The sequence below is a fragment of the Variovorax sp. J31P179 genome, from assembly GCF_030316985.1.
In the GTDB taxonomy this organism is placed as follows: domain Bacteria; phylum Pseudomonadota; class Gammaproteobacteria; order Burkholderiales; family Burkholderiaceae_C; genus Variovorax; species Variovorax ginsengisoli_B.
Genome location: NZ_JASZYL010000020.1, coordinates 15,262 through 35,373, shown reverse-complemented (window position 1 = coordinate 35,373; position 20,112 = coordinate 15,262). Strand labels below are relative to the sequence as shown.

At 67.1% G+C, this 20,112-nt stretch carries 21 protein-coding genes; 3 read left to right on the top strand and 18 right to left on the bottom strand.

Annotation, left to right across the window (positions count from 1 at the left end; genetic code table 11):
- Position 1: 1 nt before the first annotated feature.
- From cheY to fliE, 18 genes are all read right to left on the bottom strand, one after another.
- Positions 2-391 carry a chemotaxis response regulator CheY gene (gene cheY, locus QTI17_RS31775; RefSeq protein ID WP_286371658.1) on the bottom strand — a complete coding sequence of 130 codons (390 nt, stop codon included), beginning with the start codon at positions 389-391 and terminating at the stop codon, positions 2-4.
- A 30-nt stretch (positions 392-421) separates the two neighbouring features.
- A complete protein-coding gene (locus QTI17_RS31770) occupies positions 422-1,507 on the bottom strand; it encodes a protein-glutamate methylesterase/protein-glutamine glutaminase (RefSeq protein WP_478141146.1) in 1,086 nt (361 codons plus the stop codon).
- Positions 1,504-2,163: a chemoreceptor glutamine deamidase CheD gene (cheD, locus tag QTI17_RS31765; protein WP_286537878.1), complete on the bottom strand. Its 660-nt coding sequence runs from the start codon at positions 2,161-2,163 to the stop codon at positions 1,504-1,506. Before cheD ends, QTI17_RS31770 begins: the two co-directional genes overlap by 4 nt.
- A complete protein-coding gene (locus QTI17_RS31760) occupies positions 2,160-3,029 on the bottom strand; it encodes a CheR family methyltransferase (protein ID WP_286537877.1) in 870 nt (289 codons plus the stop codon). The genes cheD and QTI17_RS31760 overlap by 4 nt, the downstream gene beginning before the upstream one ends.
- 60 nt (positions 3,030-3,089) lie before the next feature.
- Positions 3,090-4,427 carry an EAL and HDOD domain-containing protein gene (locus QTI17_RS31755; protein WP_286537876.1) on the bottom strand — a complete coding sequence of 446 codons (1,338 nt, stop codon included), beginning with the start codon at positions 4,425-4,427 and terminating at the stop codon, positions 3,090-3,092.
- Positions 4,428-4,502: 75 nt separating this feature from the next.
- The gene (gene cheA, locus QTI17_RS31750; protein WP_286537873.1) at positions 4,503-6,539 is read right to left on the bottom strand and encodes a chemotaxis protein CheA; all 2,037 of its coding nucleotides are present in this window, start codon (positions 6,537-6,539) and stop codon (positions 4,503-4,505) included.
- Between the two features lie 52 nt (positions 6,540-6,591).
- Positions 6,592-7,536 (bottom strand): flagellar motor protein MotB, encoded by a 945-nt coding sequence (motB, locus tag QTI17_RS31745; protein WP_286537871.1) that lies wholly within the window; start codon positions 7,534-7,536, stop codon positions 6,592-6,594.
- 17 nt (positions 7,537-7,553) lie between these two features.
- A complete protein-coding gene (gene motA, locus QTI17_RS31740) occupies positions 7,554-8,414 on the bottom strand; it encodes a flagellar motor stator protein MotA (RefSeq protein ID WP_286503669.1) in 861 nt (286 codons plus the stop codon).
- Between the two features lie 66 nt (positions 8,415-8,480).
- Positions 8,481-9,089, bottom strand: coding sequence for a flagellar transcriptional regulator FlhC (flhC, locus tag QTI17_RS31735; protein WP_286537868.1), 609 nt, complete (start codon positions 9,087-9,089; stop codon positions 8,481-8,483).
- On the bottom strand, positions 9,086-9,433 hold the full coding sequence (flhD, locus tag QTI17_RS31730; protein ID WP_286504516.1) for a flagellar transcriptional regulator FlhD: 348 nt from the start codon (positions 9,431-9,433) through the stop codon (positions 9,086-9,088). Before flhD ends, flhC begins: the two co-directional genes overlap by 4 nt.
- Positions 9,434-9,757: 324 nt before the next feature.
- Positions 9,758-10,051, bottom strand: a complete 294-nt coding sequence (locus QTI17_RS31725; protein WP_286537866.1) for an EscU/YscU/HrcU family type III secretion system export apparatus switch protein — start codon at positions 10,049-10,051, stop codon at positions 9,758-9,760.
- The gene (gene fliK / locus QTI17_RS31720; RefSeq protein WP_286537865.1) at positions 10,048-11,337 is read right to left on the bottom strand and encodes a flagellar hook-length control protein FliK; all 1,290 of its coding nucleotides are present in this window, start codon (positions 11,335-11,337) and stop codon (positions 10,048-10,050) included. The genes QTI17_RS31725 and fliK overlap by 4 nt, the downstream gene beginning before the upstream one ends.
- Positions 11,338-11,355: 18 nt before the next feature.
- On the bottom strand, positions 11,356-11,688 hold the full coding sequence (locus QTI17_RS31715) for a flagellar protein FliT (protein WP_286537863.1): 333 nt from the start codon (positions 11,686-11,688) through the stop codon (positions 11,356-11,358).
- 29 nt (positions 11,689-11,717) lie between these two features.
- Positions 11,718-12,140, bottom strand: a complete 423-nt coding sequence (fliS, locus tag QTI17_RS31710; RefSeq protein WP_286537862.1) for a flagellar export chaperone FliS — start codon at positions 12,138-12,140, stop codon at positions 11,718-11,720.
- A gap of 21 nt (positions 12,141-12,161) precedes the next feature.
- Complete coding sequence (gene fliD / locus QTI17_RS31705) at positions 12,162-13,610, bottom strand: flagellar filament capping protein FliD (protein WP_286537861.1); 1,449 nt, start codon at positions 13,608-13,610, stop codon at positions 12,162-12,164.
- Between the two features lie 40 nt (positions 13,611-13,650).
- Positions 13,651-13,992, bottom strand: coding sequence for a flagellar protein FlaG (locus QTI17_RS31700; protein WP_286537860.1), 342 nt, complete (start codon positions 13,990-13,992; stop codon positions 13,651-13,653).
- A gap of 150 nt (positions 13,993-14,142) precedes the next feature.
- The gene (locus QTI17_RS31695; protein WP_286537858.1) at positions 14,143-15,798 is read right to left on the bottom strand and encodes a flagellin N-terminal helical domain-containing protein; all 1,656 of its coding nucleotides are present in this window, start codon (positions 15,796-15,798) and stop codon (positions 14,143-14,145) included.
- 172 nt (positions 15,799-15,970) lie between these two features.
- A complete protein-coding gene (fliE, locus tag QTI17_RS31690) occupies positions 15,971-16,288 on the bottom strand; it encodes a flagellar hook-basal body complex protein FliE (RefSeq protein WP_286537857.1) in 318 nt (105 codons plus the stop codon).
- A 279-nt stretch (positions 16,289-16,567) separates the two neighbouring features.
- Here fliE and fliF point away from each other — a divergent pair, with 279 nt between their 5' ends.
- From fliF to fliH, 3 genes are read left to right on the top strand one after another with little or no spacing between them, the layout of a single operon-like run.
- Complete coding sequence (gene fliF, locus QTI17_RS31685) at positions 16,568-18,307, top strand: flagellar basal-body MS-ring/collar protein FliF (RefSeq protein WP_286537856.1); 1,740 nt, start codon at positions 16,568-16,570, stop codon at positions 18,305-18,307.
- Positions 18,297-19,295 carry a flagellar motor switch protein FliG gene (fliG, locus tag QTI17_RS31680; RefSeq protein ID WP_286526989.1) on the top strand — a complete coding sequence of 333 codons (999 nt, stop codon included), beginning with the start codon at positions 18,297-18,299 and terminating at the stop codon, positions 19,293-19,295. The genes fliF and fliG overlap by 11 nt, the downstream gene beginning before the upstream one ends.
- 46 nt (positions 19,296-19,341) lie before the next feature.
- Positions 19,342-20,100 carry a flagellar assembly protein FliH gene (gene fliH / locus QTI17_RS31675; RefSeq protein WP_286537855.1) on the top strand — a complete coding sequence of 253 codons (759 nt, stop codon included), beginning with the start codon at positions 19,342-19,344 and terminating at the stop codon, positions 20,098-20,100.
- Positions 20,101-20,112: the final 12 nt, after the last annotated feature.

The window sequence follows — 20,112 nt, the reverse complement described above, 5'->3', positions numbered from 1 at the left end:
CTCACCCCTTCGCCAGTTTTTCGAAGATCTTGGTGATCTTCTCTTCGAGCGTGGCGGCCGTGAAAGGCTTGACCACATAGCCGTTCGCGCCGGCCTGGGCCGCCGCGACGATGTTTTCCTTCTTGGCTTCGGCCGTGACCATCAGCACCGGCAGCTTGCCCAACTCGGGATCGGCGCGAATGTTCTGCAGCATGGTCAGGCCGTCCATGTTGGGCATGTTCCAGTCCGACACCACGAAGCCGAAACTGCCGCCGCGCAGTTTCTCGAGGCCGGCGGCGCCGTCCTCCGCTTCATCGACGTTGAGGAACTCGAGCTCCTTCAACAGGTTGCGCACGATGCGGCGCATGGTCGGGAAGTCATCCACGACCAGGATCTTGATGCTCTTGTCAATCACGTTTCTCTCCACTCAAACAGTTCGTTGTCAAACCCGATTCGTGCGCGCACCGAAGGTGCGCAGGTGCGCCAGCACGCGGCGCGCCATCTCGCCCAGCGGCGCCACCTCGTCGGCCGCGCCGATCGCGATGGCTTCCTTCGGCATGCCGAAGACGACGCAGCTCGCCTCGTCCTGGGCGAAGGTGTGGGCGCCGGCGCGCTTCATGCGCAGCAGCCCCTCGGCGCCGTCCTTGCCCATGCCGGTGAGGATCATTCCGATCGCGTTCTTGCCGGCATGCCTGGCGGCCGAGTCGAACAGCACGTCGATCGAAGGGCGGTGCCGGTTCACCGGCGGCTCCTGGTCGAGGTGCGCCACATAGTTGGCGCCGCTGCGGCCGAGCGACAGGTGGAAGCCACCCGGCGCGATGTAGGCATAGCCCGGCAGCACCCGCTCGCCGTGCTCGGCTTCCTTGACCGTGATGCGGCACAGGCCGTCGAGCCGCTGGGCGAAGGACTTGGTGAAGCCCGAGGGCATGTGCTGCGCGATCAGGATTGCGGGACTGTCCGGCGGCAGCGGCTGCAGCACCTCGCGGATCGCCTCGGTGCCGCCGGTGGAGGCGCCGATGATGATCAGCTTCTCGGTGCTCAGCAACGGGCTGCGCAGCAGTGCCTCGGGCGCGTGCTCGCCCGCCGGCCGGGCCGACGCGGCATGCCGCGACGGCAGCAGCCGTGCACTGGCGGCGGTGCGGATCTTGGCGGCGATCAGCTCGGTGTAGTTGAGCAGGCCGTCGCGCACGCCCAGCCGCGGCTTGGTCACGAAGTCGATCGCGCCCAGTTCGAGCGCGCGCAGCGCGATCTCCGACCCGCGCTCGGTCAGCGACGACACCATCACCACCGGCATCGGCCGCAGCCGCATCAGCTTCTCGAGGAACTCGAGGCCGTCCATGCGCGGCATCTCGACGTCCAGCGTCAGCACGTCTGGGTTGGTGACCTTGATGAGGTCGCGCCCCACCAGCGGATCGGCGGCCGTTCCCACCACCGTCATGTCCGGCTGGCTGTTGATGATTTCGGTCATCACGCTGCGTATCAACGCCGAGTCGTCGACGCACAGCACCTTGATCTTGTTCGCGCTCACCAGCTTCCTTTGCTTCTGGCCCACGGCGGGCTCTCGCCGACCGGGCCGTTGGTTTTGCGCAGGTCGAGCGCCGGTCGCGGCAGGGCCATGCGCAGCAGCTCGCCCTCCTCGCGCTGGATCGCCTGCACGTCGTTCTGCCCCCGCAGCTTGCGCACCACCGCCTTGCCGCTCGCCGGCATGAAGCAGACGCGGCGCGCATGCTGGCCGCGCAGGTCCTGGGCCGCGACGCTGATGCGTTCGGACTTGAGGTAGCGCAGCACGAAATCGGCATTGCGGTCGCCGATGTTGAGGGTCGTCATGTTGGCCAGCACCGCGGCGCCGCCGAACACCTTGGCCTGCAGCCGCTCGCGCCGGGCGCCGGAGCGGATCAACTCGCGGATCAGCACGTCCATCGCGTAGGCGCCGTAGCGCATCGACTCGGTGGCGTCGCGGGCGACCGAGTCGCCCTCCTCCGGCAGCATGAAGTGGTTCATGCCGGCGACGCCGTTGTCGGTGTCGAGGATGCAGGCCGACACGCACGACCCCAGCACCGTGGTCAGCACCGTGTCGGTGGTGGTCACGAAGTACTCGGAAGGCAGCAGCTTGACTGCCATGCTGCCGACGTCGCGGTCGAAATAGTGATGGTTGGCCAGCGACCCGGGCACGACTGCATTCATGGCACCCCTGCCTTGCCCTTTGCGCGCGCCAGCTCGTACACCGTCTGCCCGAGCGGCCTGAAGGTCTGGTTGACCAGCGAGGCGTTCTCCGAATGGCCCGCGAACAGAAGGCCGTTGGTCTTCAGCAGCGGCGCGAAGCGGTCGAGCACCTTCTTCTGCGTCGGCTTGTCGAAATAGATCATCACGTTGCGGCAGAAGATCGCATCCAGCGGCTCCTTGACCGACCAGGACGGGTCGAGCAGGTTGAGGCGCGAGAACTTCACCAGCTGCGCGACCTCGGGGCGGATGCGCACCTTGCCGGCATTCGACCCGGTGCCCTTGTTGAAGAAGCGGCGCAGCCGCTCGGGCGACAGCGCCTTGACCTGATCGGCGGTGAAGACGCCCGCCTGGGCCTTTGCCAGCACCGCGGTGTCGATGTCGGTCGAGATCACCCGGGCCGCGTTGGCCTTGTCGCCCAGCGCCTCGATCAGCGTGATCGCGATCGAATAGGGCTCCTCGCCGGTCGAGGCCGCCGAGCACCAGATCGTGACCGGCTCCCTGGCCTTGCGCACGTGCTCGGCCAGCACCGGGAAGTGGTGCGCCTCGCGGAAGAACGACGTCAGGTTGGTGGTCAGCGAATTGATGAACGACTGCCACTCGTCGCCGTCCTGGCGCGACTCCAGCAACTCGAGGTAGGAGGAGAACTCCGGCAGCCGCAGCTCGCGCAGCCGGCGCGACAGGCGGCTGTAGACCATCTGCCGCTTCTGCTCGCCCAGCGCGATCCCGGCCCGCCGATGGATCATCGCGCGGACCTTCGAGAAATCGCTGTCGGTGAAGAGAAATTCGGTGCTCACGGTGGACGTCGGTGCCTGGGTCTCAATGTACATAGCGAGCTTCTTTTCCAATGGTTCGATCAACGGGACAAATACCTTGCTGCTCGCGCTGCATCAGCTTGCGTCGTGGGCGTCGGCTTCCTGGGACCAGACCATCGCCGCCAGGTGCGCTGCGTTGACCTGGCCCGATCCCACGAACAGGGCCTCCGACAGCCGGGCGGCCTGGGCGGCGTCGGTTTCGCAAGCTTCCGCCAGCGCGAGGAAGGGCGCATAGACGCCTTCGCGCGCCAGGATCGCCTGCTGCACCGACCCCGCGAGCTGCACCTTGGCGAGAACCTCCGTCATCGGCACGCCGAGCAGCTGGTCGATCAAGGAGAACATGCCGACCACGAAGAGGTTGTCGGCCTCGCCGGGCGGCAGCATCCCCTGGCCCATCAGCTCGACGAAGCGGCCGCGCGTGATCGCCTTCTTGGTCATGAACGGCGCCGCGGCCCGGTTGCTGGTGGCCAGCAGCACGGACAGCCAGCGGAACAGCGGCGCGTAGCCCAGCATCGCCACCGCGTGGCGCAGGGAATGGATCTCGACACCCGCGCCGATGGCGGGCGAATTGATGTGACGCAGCAGCCGGTAGGTCAGGGCCGCGTCGCGCTTGAGCGCCGATTCGATGCTGCGCACGTTCTCGTTGCGCTGGATCATGTGCATCAGCCGCACGATCATCACCGACTCGGGCTGCAGTGCATCGCCGCCCTCCTTCACCGGCGGGTGCGCGAGCGCGCCGTCGACGAAGATGTCGACCCGCAGGTCGGCGCAGGCCCCGGCCTGGGCCCAGGTGTCGATGCGCGTGGCGATCAGCTGCACCGGCGCCCGGCCTTGCTGCTCCTCGGCGCGCACCCGCGCCACGCGCTCGGGGTCGCCGTCGCCGACGTCGAGGTGCGTGATGATCTCGCGCAGCTCCGGATCGGCCGGCAGGCCGTCGGCATCCTTCAGCATGAAGCCGAAGCCCTGCTCGCGCAGGAAGAGCAGCATCGAGCGCGTGTCGACATCGCTCAGGTCGCCCAGGCCCATGCACAGCACCACGTTCTCCGGCGGCAGCGACTGCAGCTCGGCCAGGAACAGCCCGTCGACCGTGACGTCGAGGAAGAGCACCAGCCGCCCGAGCCGCCAGCCGGTGCGCGGCGGATTCAGGTGCCGGGTGATGTTGTCGAGCAGCGCGATGAACTGGCTGGACGCATCGGGCGTCGGCGCGGCGCCCGGCGTCGCGAGCCAGGCCATGCGATAGCCCTTGACCCGCTGCTGCGGGTCGAGCTGGAGTGCATGGCGCACGTAGCCGCTTGCCTCGCGCGGCCCGCCGAGCTCGTCCACCGGCTCCTCGCGGGATTGCGCCGGCATTCCGGCGTCGCCCTTGCGGTTCGCGGCGGCCGCGCCCGAGGTTCGAAAGAAGTCAAAGCGCATGGCAGATGGCTCCGTCTGAGGGTCGGGTCAAGCGTTGAGCGCGATGCAATGTCCGCGGCATGGCGTACGCAGGGCTCAAGCAGCAACCGCCGCCGGCCTGGCGGCGCCCGCCAGCGCCGCGGCGCTGGCCGCCTGTGCGCGCTGGATGCGCGGCATGGCGGCAACGTCGATGATGAAAGCCACGCTGCCGTCACCCAGGATCGTCGCGGCCGAGATGCCCGGCACCTTGCGGTAGTTGGTCTCGAGGTTCTTCACCACCACCTGGTGCTGGCCCAGCAGTTCGTCGACCAACAGCGCGAAGCGCGCGTCGTCGGCCTGGACGATCACCAGGATGCCCTGGGTCGGGTCGACCTGCGCGCCCGCCACGTCGAAGACCCGGTGCAGCTCGATCAGCGGCAGGTACTCGCCGCGCACCTTGATCACGTGGCCGTCGGCGGTGATCGAATGCAGATGCTCGGCCAGCGGCTGCAGCGACTCGATCACGTAGCTCAGCGGCAGGATGTAGGCCTCGCTGCCGACCTTGACCGACATGCCGTTCAAGATCGCCAGGGTCAGCGGCAGCACGATGCGGGTGGTGGTGCCGTGGCCGCCGCGCGACTGGATCTCGACGTGGCCGCCCATCTCCTGGATGTTGCGCTTGACCACGTCCATGCCAACGCCGCGGCCCGAGATGTCCGTGACCTGCTCCGCGGTCGAGAAGCCCGGCGCAAAAATGAGCTGCCAGACTTCCTCGTCGGGCATCGTCTCGCTCACCGCCAGGCCCTGCTGCATCGCCTTGGCCAGGATCTTCTCGCGGTTCAGGCCGGCGCCGTCGTCGCTGACCTCGATCACGATGTTGCCGCCATGGTGCTGCGCCGACAGCAGCAGCTGGCCGGTGGCTTCCTTGCCCTTGGCGAGCCGGATGTCGGGCGTCTCGATGCCGTGGTCGAGGCTGTTGCGCACCAGGTGCGTGAGCGGGTCGATGATCCGTTCGATCAGGCCCTTGTCGAGCTCGGTCTCCTTGCCGAAGGTATCGAGCCGAACCTGCTTGCCGAGCTTGGCGCTGACGTCGCGGATCACCCGCGGGAAGCGGCTGAACACATAGTCCATCGGCATCATGCGGATCGACATCACCGACTCCTGCATGTCGCGCGCGTTGCGCTCAAGGTGGCCGAGGCCGCTCAGGAAGCGCTCGTAGACGACCGGGTCGAGCATCGTGGCGGCCTGGGTCAGCATCGACTGCGTGATCACCAGTTCGCCCACCAGGTTGATGAGCTGGTCGACCTTCTCGACATCGACGCGGATCGAGCTCGACTCCTTGGCGGCGGCCGCGGGCGCTGCGGCCGGTGCCGCCGAGGCCGGCCCGGCGGCCTTGGCGGCCGGCTCGGCTGCGGGGGCTGCGGCCGGTGCGGCTGCCGGCGCGGCCGCGGCTTGCGCCTCGGGCAGTTCGCGCGAGATGTCGATCTGCGACTCGTCGATCACGAAGCAGCAGACGGCGATGATGTCGTCCGGGTCGCAGGTGGTTTCCAGCATCACCGTGAACTGGTCGTTGCTGCGGGTCCGGGAGCTCAGCGTGCCGAGGTTGGCGAGTTCGCCGGCGAGCAGTTCGCATTCGCTGTCCGACAGGCGGGCGAAGCGGATGCGCAGCGCGCCGGTCGATGCGGTCGCGGCGGCAGGCGCGGGCGCGGCGGCGGCCACCGCGACCGGCGCCGCAGCGGGTGCGGGTGCAGGCGCCGCGGCGCCCTCGCCGTTCTCCCGCGCGAGTTGCTGCAGCACGCCGCAGATGTGCGCGACACGTTCGGCTTCAGGCTCTTTGCCCGCCTGGTAGGCAGTGAGTTGTTCTTGCAAGGCGTCCTTCGTTTCCAGAAAGGCATCGATCATCGGACCGCTCAGGCGCAACTGGCCATGGCGTGCCCGGTCCAAAAGGGTCTCCAGCACGTGCGTCGTCTCGGTCAGCGCGGTGAAGCCGAAGGTGGCCGCACCGCCCTTGATCGAATGGGCCGCACGAAAGATCGCGTTGAGCTGCTCGCTGTCCGGCGAGTCGACGTCGAGCTCGAGGAGCAGTTGCTCCATCTGCGCCAGAAGCTCGATCGCTTCGACAAAGAAGGCTTGGGAAAACTGGCTGAGGTCCATCTGTGTGTTCCGGTGCCGGCGCTGCAAACACCGGCGTTGGGTCTGTCGTTGGTTACTGCGTCGGGCTGGTGGGCTTGAAGGATGTCGGCTTCATCTCGCTGCTGGCGCCGGCGGTGCCGGAGGCGCCCGGGGTACCGGTCTTCAGCGCGCTGGCGCGCACCGCGGCACCGTCGCCGCTGTTCTCGCGCTCGATGCGTTCCTGGGTCTGGCGATTCAGCAGGATGATGCTGATGCGGCGATTGATCGGATTGCGCGGATCGGCGTTGTCCAGGTGCATGCTGTCGGACAGGCCGACCACGCGCAGCACCTTCGACTCCGACATGCCGCCGGTCACCAGTTCGCGCCGCGAGGCATTGGCGCGGTCGGCCGACAGCTCCCAATTGCCGTAGGCCTTGTCGCCATTGGTGTAGACGATGGCATCGGTGTGCCCCGACAAGGTCATCTTGTTCGGCAGTTCGTTGAGCTTCGGCCCGAGCTCGCGCAGGATGGCCCGCATGTGCGGCACCACGCGCGCGCTGGCAAGGTCGAACATCGGGCGGTTGTCGCTGTCGACCAGCTGCAGCCGAAGGCCTTCGGTGGTGATGTCGATCAGGATCTGCGAGCGGAACTGCTTGAAGACCGGGCTGTTCTCGATCAGCGTGTCGAGCTTCTGCTTCATGTCGGCCAGCCGCTGGGCGTCGAGCTCTTCCTCGCTCGGGTCGGCCTTTTTGACCTCGCCCTCGGTCGCCATCACGTCGGCGCCGCCGCCCGGGATCATGCTGCTGCTGAGGCTGCTTTTCTCGCCGCCCGCGAGCGCCACCTTGAGCGGCATGCGAAAGTGCTCGGCGATGCCGGCGCGCTGCTTCGGGGTCGAGATCGCCAACAGCCACATGACCAGGAAGAAGGCCATCATGGCGGTCATGAAGTCGGCGTAGGCGATCTTCCAGGCGCCGCCGTGGTGGCCGCCCCCATGGGCGACGACCCGCTTGATGACGACGCGGTGCTTCTCAGCGCTCATGGTTGCGGTCCCGGAACTCAGCGTGCCTTGACTTCCCGAACATGGTCATCCAGTTCGGTGAAGGAAGGACGTTCGGTCGAGAACAGCACCTTTCGGCCGAACTCGACGGCCAGCTGGGGTGCGTAGCCGTTCAGGCTGGCCAGCAGCGTGACCTTGGCGCACTGGTAGATCTTCATGGCTTCCTCGACCTTCTGGCCGATCAGCGAAGCCAGCGGCGCGACGAAGCCGTAGGCCAGCAGCACGCCCAGGAAGGTGCCGACCAGCGCGTGCGCGATCAGCGCGCCCATCTCGTCGGGCGGCAGGTTGGCCGAGGCCAGCGCATGGACCACGCCCATCACGGCGGCCACGATGCCCAGCGCCGGCAGCGCATCGGCCACGCCGGCCAGGCTGTGCTGCGGCACCGCGGCCTCATGGCGGATGGTCTCGATCTCGTGGTCCATCAGGGCCTCGATCTCGAACGGGTCGGTGTTGCCGCTGATGACCAGGCGCAGGTAGTCGCAGAGAAACTCCATCAGCTCGTGGTCGGCCATGAGCGCCGGGTAGCGCCCGAAGATCTCGCTCTCGGCCGGATTCTCGACGTCGTTCTCGAGCTTCATCATGCCGTCCTTGCGGGCCTTGGCGAGCAGCTCGTACAGCAGGGCCAGCAGGTCCATGTAGAGCTGCCGGTTGTGCTTGGACGAACGCAGCAGCAGCGGCAGTTCCTTCATGGTCGCCTTGATCGTCTTGCCGTTGTTGCCGGCGATGAAGGCGCCGAGCGCGGAGCCGCCGATCATCAGCAACTCGACCGGCTGGAACAGGACGCCGAAATGCCCGCCCATGAGGGCGTAGCCGCCGAAAACGGCCCCTATGACTACCAGGTATCCAACCAGCACGAGCACGCGCGTCCCCTTTTGCCCGCAGGCATCAAATCAAGAAATTGCCGAATAAGCGAAAAACTGCCGTTTTCAATGAACTCCGTTGGCGCCCAGCGCGGAATGCACTGCCAGAATCGGAGCCGCCGCAACTTGGGGCGTCTTGACCGGCTCGTCGATCCGTTTCGGACCGCGAACCTTGCCGGCGCGCGACGGCGGGCGGCACAGCACGCAGACATAGCCATGCTTGTGGTCATGCGCGTGCGCGACGAAATTCCCGCCGCAACGGCTGCAGGCACTGAGTTGCAGCATGTCGCTGTCGAAAAAGCGGACCATCGTGTAGGCACGCGTGAAATCCAGCACGATTTCGCCGCCATGGGCCTCGATCTGCTCCGAATAAAGGCGGTAGGCCTTGATCAGCGCCTGCAGCCTGGGCTCATTGGCTTCGTGCAGCATGAAGCGGTACATGTTGTAGAACATCGACGAATGGATATTGGCCAGCCATGTCATGTACCAGTCGGTCGAAAACGGCAACAGCCCTTTTGGCGGCGAGACGCCCTTGAGTTCCTTGTACAGGCGAATTAGCCGTTCACGGCTCAATTCGACTTCCGCTTCCAGGAATTGAAGGCGGGCACCGAGCTCGATCAATTCGACCGCCAGCCGGACCTGCCGGACTTCGCCGAGGACGCTTTTCGAGCTCATGCCAGTGCGTCCGTGTCGCGGGGCTGGAGCTGGCGGGCGGCCATCAGGATCGACATGTGGGCCTGCTGGAGCGTGGTGTCCTTGCCTTCGCCGAACACCGCGAACATCGGGTGGTCGTCGAGCCTGAAGCTGCAGAGCAGGAAATTGGATGTCGCCAATTTGACAATCTGCGTCAAGGACATGTTGGCCAGCAAATCGGCCAATTCACGACCGACGCCGAGGCGGTACATTGCCGCGGCGCGATCCTGCTTGGCCAGCTTTTGAGCGAGCAGCATATAGGCCAGGTTAATGTCGCCGATCTCTTTCGAGATGTCGCCATTATTTACGCCGCCATCGATATCCATTTCCACTCTGCACTCCATTCAATCAAGTCTGCAGTCTATACACAATTTCTAACAAATTCACCACCCTAAGAGCACTCATTCCGAAAAGTGAGACTTATCTGACGTACTGTCGGAGTCGGCTTACAGACGGTCTGTTTTCCCAATGAAAAGTAGTTCAAACTACTTACGGAATAATAGGCGACCGCGTGCAATTGGGTGATTAAAAAGTATTAAAAATTCAATTGAACTACAAAGTACTAATCATTAAAGCTCGCGAAAATCCAATGAAGATTCATTGATACTGAAACAAAACGTATCATTTAGAAAACATCGGCGATGCCATCGTCATGCCTGCGGGGTCCCGGCGATATCCGCCCGGGCTTCGAGTTCGTGGATCCAGGCCATGACCTCGGCCACGGCGCGATAGAGCTGCGGCGGGATCTGCTGGTCGAGGTCGACCTGCATCAGCAGCTTGACCAGGCCCGCCGAGGCATGGACATAAAGGCCGTTCCGCCGGGCTTCGCGCATGATCGATTCGGCCACCACGCCATAGCCCTTGGCCACGACCACCGGTGCCCGGTTCTTGTCGGCATGCGACAGCGCCACCGCGCTGTGCCGGTCGTCCATGGGCGTGCTCACGACGCACCTCCTGCCGGCGCCATCGGCGCCACCTGCAGCTCCTGCATGCGCAGGCCGGCGGCTTCCATCCGCTGCACCAGCGTGCCGCCGTCGGCGCGCAGGGTCGCCACCGTGCCGGCCTCGCTGGCGGCCAGCCGGGCCTGCACGCCAGGGCCCGCCAGGCTCAGCCGGAGGTCGACCTGGCCGAGCCGGGGCAGGCTCATGGCGACCGTGGTCGACCATCGCTGCGGCGGGTCGTCGCCCGATCCTTCGTCCGACGGGTCGGCGGCTTCCTTCTCGACCGTCCAGTTCATCGCCACGCCCGGCCAGGCCTCGCCGCTCCAGCGGAACACCGCCGTGGCGAGCAAGTCGAGTTGCTGATGCACCAGGTTCACGGCCTGGGGATGAATCACTTCGCCCAGCGGGACCGCGGCCTTGGGAGCGAACGCGGCCGCGTGGTGAGAGGCACCGGCTTCCTCCACCCGCTCGGCCGCCGGTGCATCCGCTGCCGGCACCGAGGCTGTCGCCTCGCCGCGTCCATAGGCCGCCTGCAGCCGGGCGGCGTCGGGCGTCGGCGCCGGGCCGGCTTCCGGCGCGGTGTTGTCGACGGCGGCAGCTGCCGTGCTCACCAGTGCGGGGCCGGGCGCTGGCGCGGCGCCGTTGCCGGCAGCCGCGGCGACCACGGGCTGGGCGCTGCGCGGCAAGGCGCCGGCTTCATCCAGCGTCGGCTCGGCGACGGCACGCACGGCTTCTTCGGCAGCGGGCGCGCCCTCGCCGGATGCGGCGGCAGGCGCCGGCTCGGCGGCGCGTTGCGCCGCCAGCGGTGTCGCCCAGCGCGCCTGCGGCTCCTGCATCAGCTGGACCAGCGGACGCGCGCCGGCAGCGAACTCGAGCAGGTGGGATTCGTAGAACAAGCCGCTCTGGGCCACGGTCTGCGCCAGCGCGCCGGCCAGCGCCGGCGCCGAGGGTGCCTGTCGTGAGGGCCATGCGGGTGCGGCGCCACGCACCGGACCCGCATCCGATTCGAGGTCGGCCAGCACCGCGCTGATGACGCGCGCCGCCACCGACAGCTCCGCCTCGGGCGCTGGCCGCGCCGAGGCGGCCGGCGGCAGGCCGGACGGTCCGCCCGGCAGTACCCGGTCGAGCGCAGCCTTCGAAGGCAGGCGAACGTCGTTCTCGACCTTCAGCACCTCCGACACCGCGCCGGGCGCACCGATCCGGGTCTCGGCCTTGATCGCGAGCACGTCCAGACGCGGCGAAGCCTTGACGGCCAGCAGCGCATCGATGAGTCCGGTGAGTCCGCTCATGGCCAGTTCCCTCGCGTCTCAGTGCGGCGGCCCGTAGGCCTTGCCCAGGTTGCGCTGCTGATGCAGGTAACCCATGCGGGAGAGCAGTTGTTCGATCTGCGGCTTGACCAGCCCGCAGACCTCGTCCTGGTCGAGGCGGATGCGCTCGATCAGGCGCAGCGCCTCCTCGAACTGGCTCGGTTCCAGCGTTTCGAGCGGCACCAGCACCTTGAGTCGTTCGACGATCGCGGCGCATTTCTCCTCGAGCGCCGGCAGTTGGCCCCACTCCTTGGCGCGGGCCAGTTCAGCCATGAGCGCAACGCCCGAGGCCAGTTGCCCGTAGCAATGCACGACTTCACTCCTGGTCGCCATGGTGTTCCCTTTTGTTCATTTGTTGCCGGTCAGTCGCGCGCCGGGCCGGCGTCGATCTCGCGCCATGCCGATGCGATGCTCTCGAGCAGCGTGTCGGCTTCGTCGAGCGCCTGCGTGTCGTTGCGCAGGTTGGCTTGCAGCAGCCGCTGGATGATGTAGCCGTAGAGGGCCGACAGGTTGGCCACCAGGGCCTCGCCTTCGGGGCCCGCGGCCTTGGCGTCGAGCACCGCCCGGAGGCCGTTGTCGACGATGTCGACCGCCTTGGAGATCGCCTGGCCCTTGGGACCGATGTCGCCGGTCGACATGTGGTGGCGGGCCATGCCGATGGTCGACCTGGCACCGTCGAACAGCATGCAGATCAGCTGGTGCGGCGAGGCGCTCATGGCGCCGGTTTCGACGCCGACGCGCGCATACGCGCCGGCGCCGGTCCTGAAGGTGTGGGGGGTGTACATCGTCGACTTCCGGGAAGGGCGTTACTTGCTGCTGGAGCTCATCGCATCGAACTGCTGCTTCAGGTAGCTCAAGGTGCTGTTCATGCTGTTGACCAGCACGTCGAGCTGGTTGAATTGCTTGCGGTAGCGCGCCACCGTGTCGTCGACCCGGGTCTGCATCGCGTCGTACTGCTTGTCGAGCTCCTTGATCGTCTCCGTGACGCCGTCCGAGGCCACCTTGAGCGAGCCGCCGGTGCTGTTGAGGTCGGTCACCAGGGCGTCGATCTGCTTGCCGTAGCCCGATGTGCTGCCGGTGGCGCTGGCGAACAGGTTCGCGACGCCTTCCAGGTTGCTGCCGAGCGCCTTGTCGAGCTTGGTCGAGTCGACTGCCAGCGTGCCGTCCTTCTGGAAGCTGACGCCGATCTCGGTCAGCACCTTGAAGCCGTCGGTGCCGCCGGCCTGCGGCGTCGTGAGCGCCTGGCGGATGCGGGTCTGGAGGTTGCGCAGCGTCGAGTCGCCCATCAGCGCGGCGCCGGTCTTGGTGTCGGCGTCATAGGCGGTCAAGGTGGTAGCCGTGCTCTGCAGGCTGTTGTAGGCCTTGACGAAATCGTTGATCGCGCTCGTCACCGAACTGGTGTTGGCCTTCATCGACAGGCCGGTGGTGCCGGTGTTCACCAGCGTCAGCGTGCTGCCCTGGATCGCTTCCTTGACCGTGTTGCTGGCGCTGGTGATCGCGATCCCGTTGACCGTGAGCTTGGCGTTCTGCGCCGCCACGGTCTGCTTCAGGTTCTGGGTGCCGGCCGGGTCGTTGCCCAGCAGGTTCTGCAGCGCCGCATCGCCGTCCACCGAGATCCGCATGCTCGAAGCTTCGCCGGTCTGGGTCGACACCAGCACCAGCCGATTGGGCGTGCCGCTGCCGTCGTTGACGATGCTGGCCGTGACACCGGCATCGGCGCCGTTGATCGCCTCGCGGATGCCCGCCAGCGTGTTGTTGCTGGGGTCGATCGTGATCGGCTTGGCGACGCGCGAGGCGTCGGCGGCGAAAGTGGCGCCGCTGTACTGGCCGGTGGCCGGGTCCAGGGTGCCGCCGGTGATGGTGCCGAAGTCGATCGTGATCTTGCCATTGCCGATTGCGGTCGTGGTGCTCGCCTGCCCGGCCGCGATCGCCGACTGCGACTGCGCCAGCTGCGACACCGTGATGCTGTAGTTGCCGGCCGAGCTGGCGTCGGTGGACGAGGCGGCCAGGATGCCGCTCACGGTCGGGGTGCCGGTGACCGACTGGAACAGCGCCGGGTCCGACAGCTTCTTGGCGGCGGTCTGCAGCACGCTGAGCGCGCTCTGCACCGTGCCATAGGCCGACAGCTTGCTGGTGTAGCTCTTCGCCTTCGCATCGAGGGCCACCAGCGGCTGGCTTTCCGCCGTCTGCAGCTGCGTGAGAAGGGTGGCCAGGTCGAGGTTGGAGCCGACGCCCAGGCTGGTGATCGTTGCCATCTTGTTGCTTTCCTGTATTACGTTTGAAGAGGGACCCGCCTCAGGCCTGCTGGCTCACCAGCATCCCGGGCGCCTTGCCCATGACCTTCGCGATGCGAACCACTTCTTCGGTCGGGATCTGGCGGATCACCACGCCGTTGGTCTGGTCGACCACCTTGACGATGACCTTGTCGGTGTCCTTGTCGATCTCGAACTGCAGGCTGACCGAACGCATCTCGAGCGAGGCGTTGACGGCCTGCACCGCGGTCTCGACCTGCGCCGGCGTCGCTTCCTCGACCGGCTCCGCCGTCTCGTCCGCGGCCGCAGCACCCGCGGCGCGGCCGACGAGCAGTTGCGTCCATGGGCTGTCCTTCGCGGGAATCGGGGCAAGCGGGTTCGACATCTTCTCCACCTTGGTTGCGGGGTTCGCTGTGCTCTGCGGCCTTGCCATCGCGCATGGCCGCAGAGCACAGCGCAGGCCGCGAGGCCTGGCGCCGCCAGGACCTTCCCTTGCGGGAGGGGCCTGGCATTCCTTTCGTTAACGGCTAGTTGATCAACGCAGGAGGGACAGCACGCCTTGCGTGGTCTGGTTGGCCTGCGACAGCACCGAGGTACCGGCTTGCTGCAGGATCTGGGCGCGCGTCATGTTCGACACTTCCACCGCGTAGTCCGCGTCTTCGATGCGCGAGCGCGACGACGACAGGTTGGTGATGGTGGTGCCGAGGTTGGCGATCGTCGAGTCGAAACGGTTCTGCACCGCACCCAGCGAGGAGCGCAGCTTGTCGACCTTCGAGAGGGCGGCGTCGACGGCGGCGAGCGGGTTGGCCGTCGACGTCGCGTTGCTGACGGCGCTGGTCGTCAGCTTGCCCGGCGAAGCGCCGTCGGCATACACCGTGTTCGCGTTCGCGTCCGTCACGATGCCATTGCTGTGCATCGTGATGGTTTGCGCCGCGTTGCCCACCAGTGCGCCGCTGATGTCGACGAACTGCGCAGCCGCACCTTGCGCCACCGCGCCAGTGACCGCAGTCACGTCATAGGCAACCGTCGCGCCGCCGGTGCCGTCGACGTCGATCGTGGATGCGACACCCGAATTGACCTTGGCAGCCACCGCAGCGGCCGAGATCGGCTCGCCTGCGACGCTGACGGTATTGGCCACAGCGGTCGCGGTGTAGGTTGCGCCCGTGGCACCGATCTTGATCGTGTCGCCGCTCGCCATGCCGGTTGCGGTCGTGGTCAACGAAGACACCGTGGCGGCGACAGTCGCGCCAGTACCGGTCTTCGTCAGGTTCTTGCTGGCGTCCAGGAACAGCGCAGAGCCATCGGCCGCATCGGTCAGTGCACCGTTGCTGTCGATCTTGACATCCATCGCCTTGCCGCCGAGCGTGACGGTGGCGGTGATGGACTGGCCGGCCGGCGGCGTGAGCGAGCTGGTCAGGGCGGCGCCGGTGCGAGCGGTGTCGACAGTCGTGTAGCTCTTGCTTGCCGCGCTGTAGGTGTAGGTCGCGGTGCCGACCACCACGGTACCCTTGTCCTGCATCTTGCCCAGGACGTCGTTGGCCGTTGCAGCCTGGCTCGGCACCTTCGTGAAGGCGGTGTTGCCGCTGGTCGTGGCGCCCTTGGTCCAGCCGGCAACCAGCAGGTCCGATTCGGTGGCGGTCTTGTTGGCGGCACCCTTGCCATTGACGTTGAAGCCGTCGAGGCCGAGCGTCTTGGCGCTGATTTCTTGCAGGTCGATGTCGATGGTTTCGCCATCGTTGGCACCGACTTGCACCGTCAGCTTGCCAGCGTCGGCCGAGAGCACCTTCACGCCGTTGAACTGGGTCTGTTCCGAGACGCGGTTGATTTCGTCGAGGCGCTGCGTGATTTCACCCTGGATCGAGTCCAGATCGCTCTGCGAGTTCGTGCCGGTGGCGGCTTGCACCGACAGTTCGCGAACGCGTTGCAGGTTGTTGTTCACTTCGGTCAGCGCGCCTTCGGTCGTTTGAGCGATCGAGATGCCGTCGTTGGCGTTGCGCGATGCTTGCGTCAGGCCCTTGATGTTGGCCGTGAAGCGGTTCGCGATGGCCTGGCCGGCGGCGTCGTCCTTCGCGCTGTTGATGCGCATGCCGGACGACAGACGCTCGATCGCGGTGTTCAGCGACGATTGCGACTTGTTGAGGTTGTTCTGCGTGAGCAGCGAGAGACTGTTGGTATTGATGACTTGCGCCATGCTCGACTCCTGTTTACAAAGGTTGTGGACTACTTCCGGCCTCTGGCCGTAACGTTGGACCCTCTCTCGCCGTGAGACTCAGGCCACCGTTGGTTCAGTTATCGGCACACCCTTTGAAACATTTAGGGGCCCGGCTCAAATAATCGCGAGCCCTCTTCACAACCTCTGCGGCTCAAGCCGGCAGGTTCATGACCTCTTGATATGCGCTCACCAGCCGGTTGCGCACCTGCAGCCCGGTCTGGAACGCGACGTTGGCCTTCTGCAGGTCGACCATGACGTCGTTCAGGGCGATGCCCGGCTTGCCCAGTTCGAAGGATTCGGCCTGGCCGTAGGCCTTGGTCTGGGCGCCGCTGATGTTGTCCAGCGAGCGCTTGAGTTCGGCCGCGAAGCCGCCGCCCTCGGTGGGCGCGGCGGCGGCGGGCGAAAACCCGGCCTGCACGGCGGTGGCCCGCATCTGCTGCAGGACGGATTCGATGGCGGTGATCGACATGGCTTTCCTTTGTTTACTTTGGTGTTGCTATAGAAGCGCCCAGGCGCTCCGTCGTCCTTTCAGCGTAGCAAGGGAAGACCCCGATAAAAGCGGCCAACAGACGGCTAAACCCACCGCTGTTCGGTCCATCGAATTTGTTACGGCTGCTCACAATCAACCGCGAAACGACAAGCCCGCTGACGACTTCACGGCCTACGGCATGACCTCTGAACAACAAACCCTCTCTCTCTGCATGACCACGCACCGTCCCGGCGCACCGGCCATGGCGGGGATCCGACAATGAGTGCGACCGCCCCCGCGATCCCGGCGCCCGCAGCCTCCTCGCTGCCGCCGATGCTCGAGCGCCTGCGGGCCCAGCCCAAGCTGCCGATAGTCATCGGCGCCGCCGTGCTGGTGACCGCCGTGGCCGCTTTCACGCTGATGAACCGCGGCCCTGACTACAAGGTGCTCTACACCAACGTCTCGGACCGCGACGGCGGCGCGATCATCGCGTCGCTGCAGCAGATGAACGTGCCCTACAAGTTCGCAGAGGGCGGCGGCGCGATCCTGATCGCCGGCGACAAGGTACCCGAGGTCCGGCTCAAGCTCGCGGCCCAGGGCCTGCCCAAGGCCGGCGGCGTCGGCTTCGAACTGATGGACAACCAGAAGTTCGGCACCAGCCAGTTCGCCGAGCAGGTCAACTACCAGCGCGCGCTCGAAGGCGAGCTCGCGCGCTCGATCGAATCGGTCGGCACGGTGGAGTCGGCGCGGGTCCACCTGGCGCTGCCCAAGCCCTCGCTGTTCGTGCGCGAGCAGAAGAAGCCCTCGGCCTCGGTGGTGCTGACCTTGCAGCGCGGCCGCAGCATCGACGAGGGCCAGGTCAGCGCCATCGTCCACATGATCTCCAGCAGCGTGCCGGAACTCGACCCCAAGAGCGTCACGGTGGTCGACCAGCGCGGCAACCTGCTGTCGGCGGCCAACAGCAGCGCCCGCGGCCTGGACGTGAGCCAGCTCAAGTACGTGCAGGAGATCGAGCAGGGCTACATCCGCCGCATCGAGGCCATCCTGCAGCCGATCGTCGGCGCCAACAACGTGCGCGCCCAGGTCGCGGCCGACATCGACTTCTCGGTGATGGAGCACACCGACGAGAAGTACAAGCCCAACCAGGAGCCCGGCAAGGCCGCGATGCGCAGCCAGCAGTCGAGCGAGTCGAACCAGCAGGGCGGCACGCCGCCCGGCGGCGTCCCCGGGGCGCTGTCGAACCAGCCGCCGGGCACCCCGAGCGCGCCGATCACCACCGCCCCCCGGCCCGGTACGCCCGGCGCCCCGGCAGCGGCGCCAGGCGGCGCGAACGCGGCGAGCACGACCACCTCGGTGGCGACCGGGCCGAGCAGCACGCGCAAGGACGTCACGACCAACTACGAGCTCGACCGCTCGATCCGCCACGTGCAGCAAGGTGCCGGCGGCATCAAGCGGCTGTCGGTGGCGGTGGTGGTGAACTACAAGGACACGACCGACGGCGCCGGCAAGAGCAGCCAGCGGGCGCTGACCCCGGTCGAGATCGAGCAGATCCGCAACCTGGCGCGCGAGGCGATGGGCTTCAGCCAGGACCGCGGCGATTCGCTCAACGTGGTGAACAGCGCCTTCGCGGACGACAACAAGGAGCCGACCGCTGCCGCCGTGCCGTTCTGGCGCGACCGCGACAACCTCGATCTCGGCAAGACCCTCGGACAGTACCTGCTGCTCGCCTTCCTGGCCCTGTTCGCCTGGTTCGCGGTGCTGCGGCCCCTGCTGCGCAAGCACCTCGCGCCGCCCCCCGCTCCGGCACCGGCCATGGTCGAACCCGGCGCCGACGGAGAAGCCGCCGGCGACCCGCCGGCCGAGTCCGACGAACCGGCGATCTCGGCCGAAGAGGCCCTGCGCCAGCGCGAGGCCCTGCGCCACAAGGTCGACCTCGACTATGCCCATCAACTCGCCGAGCAGGATCCCAAGCTGGTCGCCACGCTGATCCAGCACTGGATGAACACCCATGATCAGTGAAACCGGAACCCGAAAGAGCGCCATCCTGTTGATGGCCCTCGGTGAAGACCGCGCCGCCGCGGCGCTGGCGCACCTCGCCACCAGCGAGGTCCAGACCCTCGGCCTCGCGATGGCGAAGCTCGCCTCGGTCTCCAAGAACGAGCTGAACACGGTGCTGTCCGAGTTCCGCCACGAGACCGAGCAGCTGTCGGCGCTGCACCTGGGCTCGAGCAGCTACATCCGCGCCGTGCTCAAGAAGGCGCTCGGCGACGACCGCGCCAGCAACCTGCTGGAAGACATCCTGCAGAACGACGAGCCGCACAGCGGCATCGAGCGGCTGAACCAGCTCGAGGCCAGCGAAGTGGCCGAGCTGATCCGCGACGAGCATCCGCAGATCCTGGCGACCGTGCTGATCCACCTGGACCGCATGAAGGCCTCGGAGGTGCTCGAGAAGCTGCCGACCCGACTGCGCCACGACGTCATCATGCGGGTGGCCACCTTCGGCGGCGTGCAGCCTTCGGCGCTCCACGAGCTGACCGACGTGCTGACAGAGATGCTCTCGGGCCAGGGCCTGAAGCGCAGCCGCCTGGGCGGCGTGCGGACCGCGGCCGAGATCGTCAACCTGATGAACAGCACCCAGGAAGAGGAAGCGATCGCCCATGTGCGCGAGCACGACGAGGCGCTGGCGCAGCGGATCATCGACGAGATGTTCGTGTTCGAGAACCTGCTGAGCCTGGAAGACCGCAGCATCCAGCGCCTGCTCAAGGACATCGAATCCGACTCGCTCATCATCGCGCTCAAGGGCGCACCGCAGGAGCTGCGCGACAAGTTCCTGGCCAACATGTCGCAGCGCGCCGCCGAGACGCTGCGCGAGGACATGGAGCTCAGCGGACCGGTGCGCGTCTCGCAGGTCGAGACCGAACAGAAGGCGATCCTGCAGGTCGCGCGCCGCCTCGCGGAAGCCGGCGAAATCGTGATTGCTGCGCCAGGCACCGATGACTTCGTCTAAGTACCCCTCCGCCGCAGCCCCGTCGCCCTTCGGCACCCGGGCGCGCATGGCCACCGCCTACGCGCCGCCGGTGCGCAGCGCGGCGAGCACGAAGCCGGCCAAGCCGTTGCTGTCCGCCTGGCAGCGCTGGGAGATGGACACGCTGGACGACCCTGCCCCGCGCCCTGCCCCGGGCCCTGCCGGCCGCGGCAGCGTGGCGCCGGCCGTCGAGGCACCGCCGTCGGTGGCGCTGCTGCATGCCGCCGAGCTGGTGAGCCTGCGCCGCGAGGCCCGCAGCGCCGGCGACGCCGAAGGCCGGCGCGAAGGCCACGCCAAGGGCCATGCCGAAGGCTACGCACAGGGCCGCACCGAGGGGCTGGCGGCCGGCCTGGCCGCGGCCAGCGCACATGCCGAGGAACTGCGCGCGCTGGCCGCCAGCTTGCCCGCGGCGCTGCGGCGCGCCGACAGCGAACTGGCCGACGCGGTGCTCACGCTGGCGCTCGACGTCGCGCGCCAGGTGGTGCACCGCACCCTGCGCGCCGAGCCCGAATGGGTGCTGCCGATGGTGCAGGACCTGCTGCACACCGAACCGGCGCTGCAGGGCGAGCCGCGCCTGCTGCTGCATCCGGACGACGTCGCGCTGGTGCGCAACAGCCTGGGCAACGAGCTGCAGGCCGCCGGCTGGCAGGTCCGACCCGACGAGACGATGACCCGCGGCGGCTGCCGCGTGCAATCGGCCACCGGCGAGATGGACGCCAGCCTCGAAACCCGCTGGAAGAGCGTCACCGCGGCCCTGCACCGCGACGTCGACGCCCAGGACGTCTGAAATGAAACACCC

Coding starts and splice junctions, on each gene's coding strand:
- motB (WP_286537871.1), bottom strand. CDS start 7,536: ATGAGCGCTGAGAAGCACCGCGTCGTCATCAAGCGGGTCGTCGCCCAT.
- QTI17_RS31700 (WP_286537860.1), bottom strand. CDS start 13,992: ATGTCGAACCCGCTTGCCCCGATTCCCGCGAAGGACAGCCCATGGACG.
- fliE (WP_286537857.1), bottom strand. CDS start 16,288: ATGTCGATCACCGCCATCGAATCCGTCCTGCAGCAGATGCGGGCCACC.
- QTI17_RS31715 (WP_286537863.1), bottom strand. CDS start 11,688: ATGGCGACCAGGAGTGAAGTCGTGCATTGCTACGGGCAACTGGCCTCG.
- fliF (WP_286537856.1), top strand. CDS start 16,568: ATGAGTGCGACCGCCCCCGCGATCCCGGCGCCCGCAGCCTCCTCGCTG.
- QTI17_RS31695 (WP_286537858.1), bottom strand. CDS start 15,798: ATGGCGCAAGTCATCAATACCAACAGTCTCTCGCTGCTCACGCAGAAC.
- QTI17_RS31755 (WP_286537876.1), bottom strand. CDS start 4,427: ATGCGCTTTGACTTCTTTCGAACCTCGGGCGCGGCCGCCGCGAACCGC.
- fliG (WP_286526989.1), top strand. CDS start 18,297: ATGATCAGTGAAACCGGAACCCGAAAGAGCGCCATCCTGTTGATGGCC.
- fliH (WP_286537855.1), top strand. CDS start 19,342: ATGGCCACCGCCTACGCGCCGCCGGTGCGCAGCGCGGCGAGCACGAAG.
- flhD (WP_286504516.1), bottom strand. CDS start 9,433: ATGGATATCGATGGCGGCGTAAATAATGGCGACATCTCGAAAGAGATC.
- flhC (WP_286537868.1), bottom strand. CDS start 9,089: ATGAGCTCGAAAAGCGTCCTCGGCGAAGTCCGGCAGGTCCGGCTGGCG.
- cheD (WP_286537878.1), bottom strand. CDS start 2,163: ATGAATGCAGTCGTGCCCGGGTCGCTGGCCAACCATCACTATTTCGAC.
- cheA (WP_286537873.1), bottom strand. CDS start 6,539: ATGGACCTCAGCCAGTTTTCCCAAGCCTTCTTTGTCGAAGCGATCGAG.
- fliD (WP_286537861.1), bottom strand. CDS start 13,610: ATGGCAACGATCACCAGCCTGGGCGTCGGCTCCAACCTCGACCTGGCC.
- fliS (WP_286537862.1), bottom strand. CDS start 12,140: ATGTACACCCCCCACACCTTCAGGACCGGCGCCGGCGCGTATGCGCGC.
- QTI17_RS31760 (WP_286537877.1), bottom strand. CDS start 3,029: ATGTACATTGAGACCCAGGCACCGACGTCCACCGTGAGCACCGAATTT.
- fliK (WP_286537865.1), bottom strand. CDS start 11,337: ATGAGCGGACTCACCGGACTCATCGATGCGCTGCTGGCCGTCAAGGCT.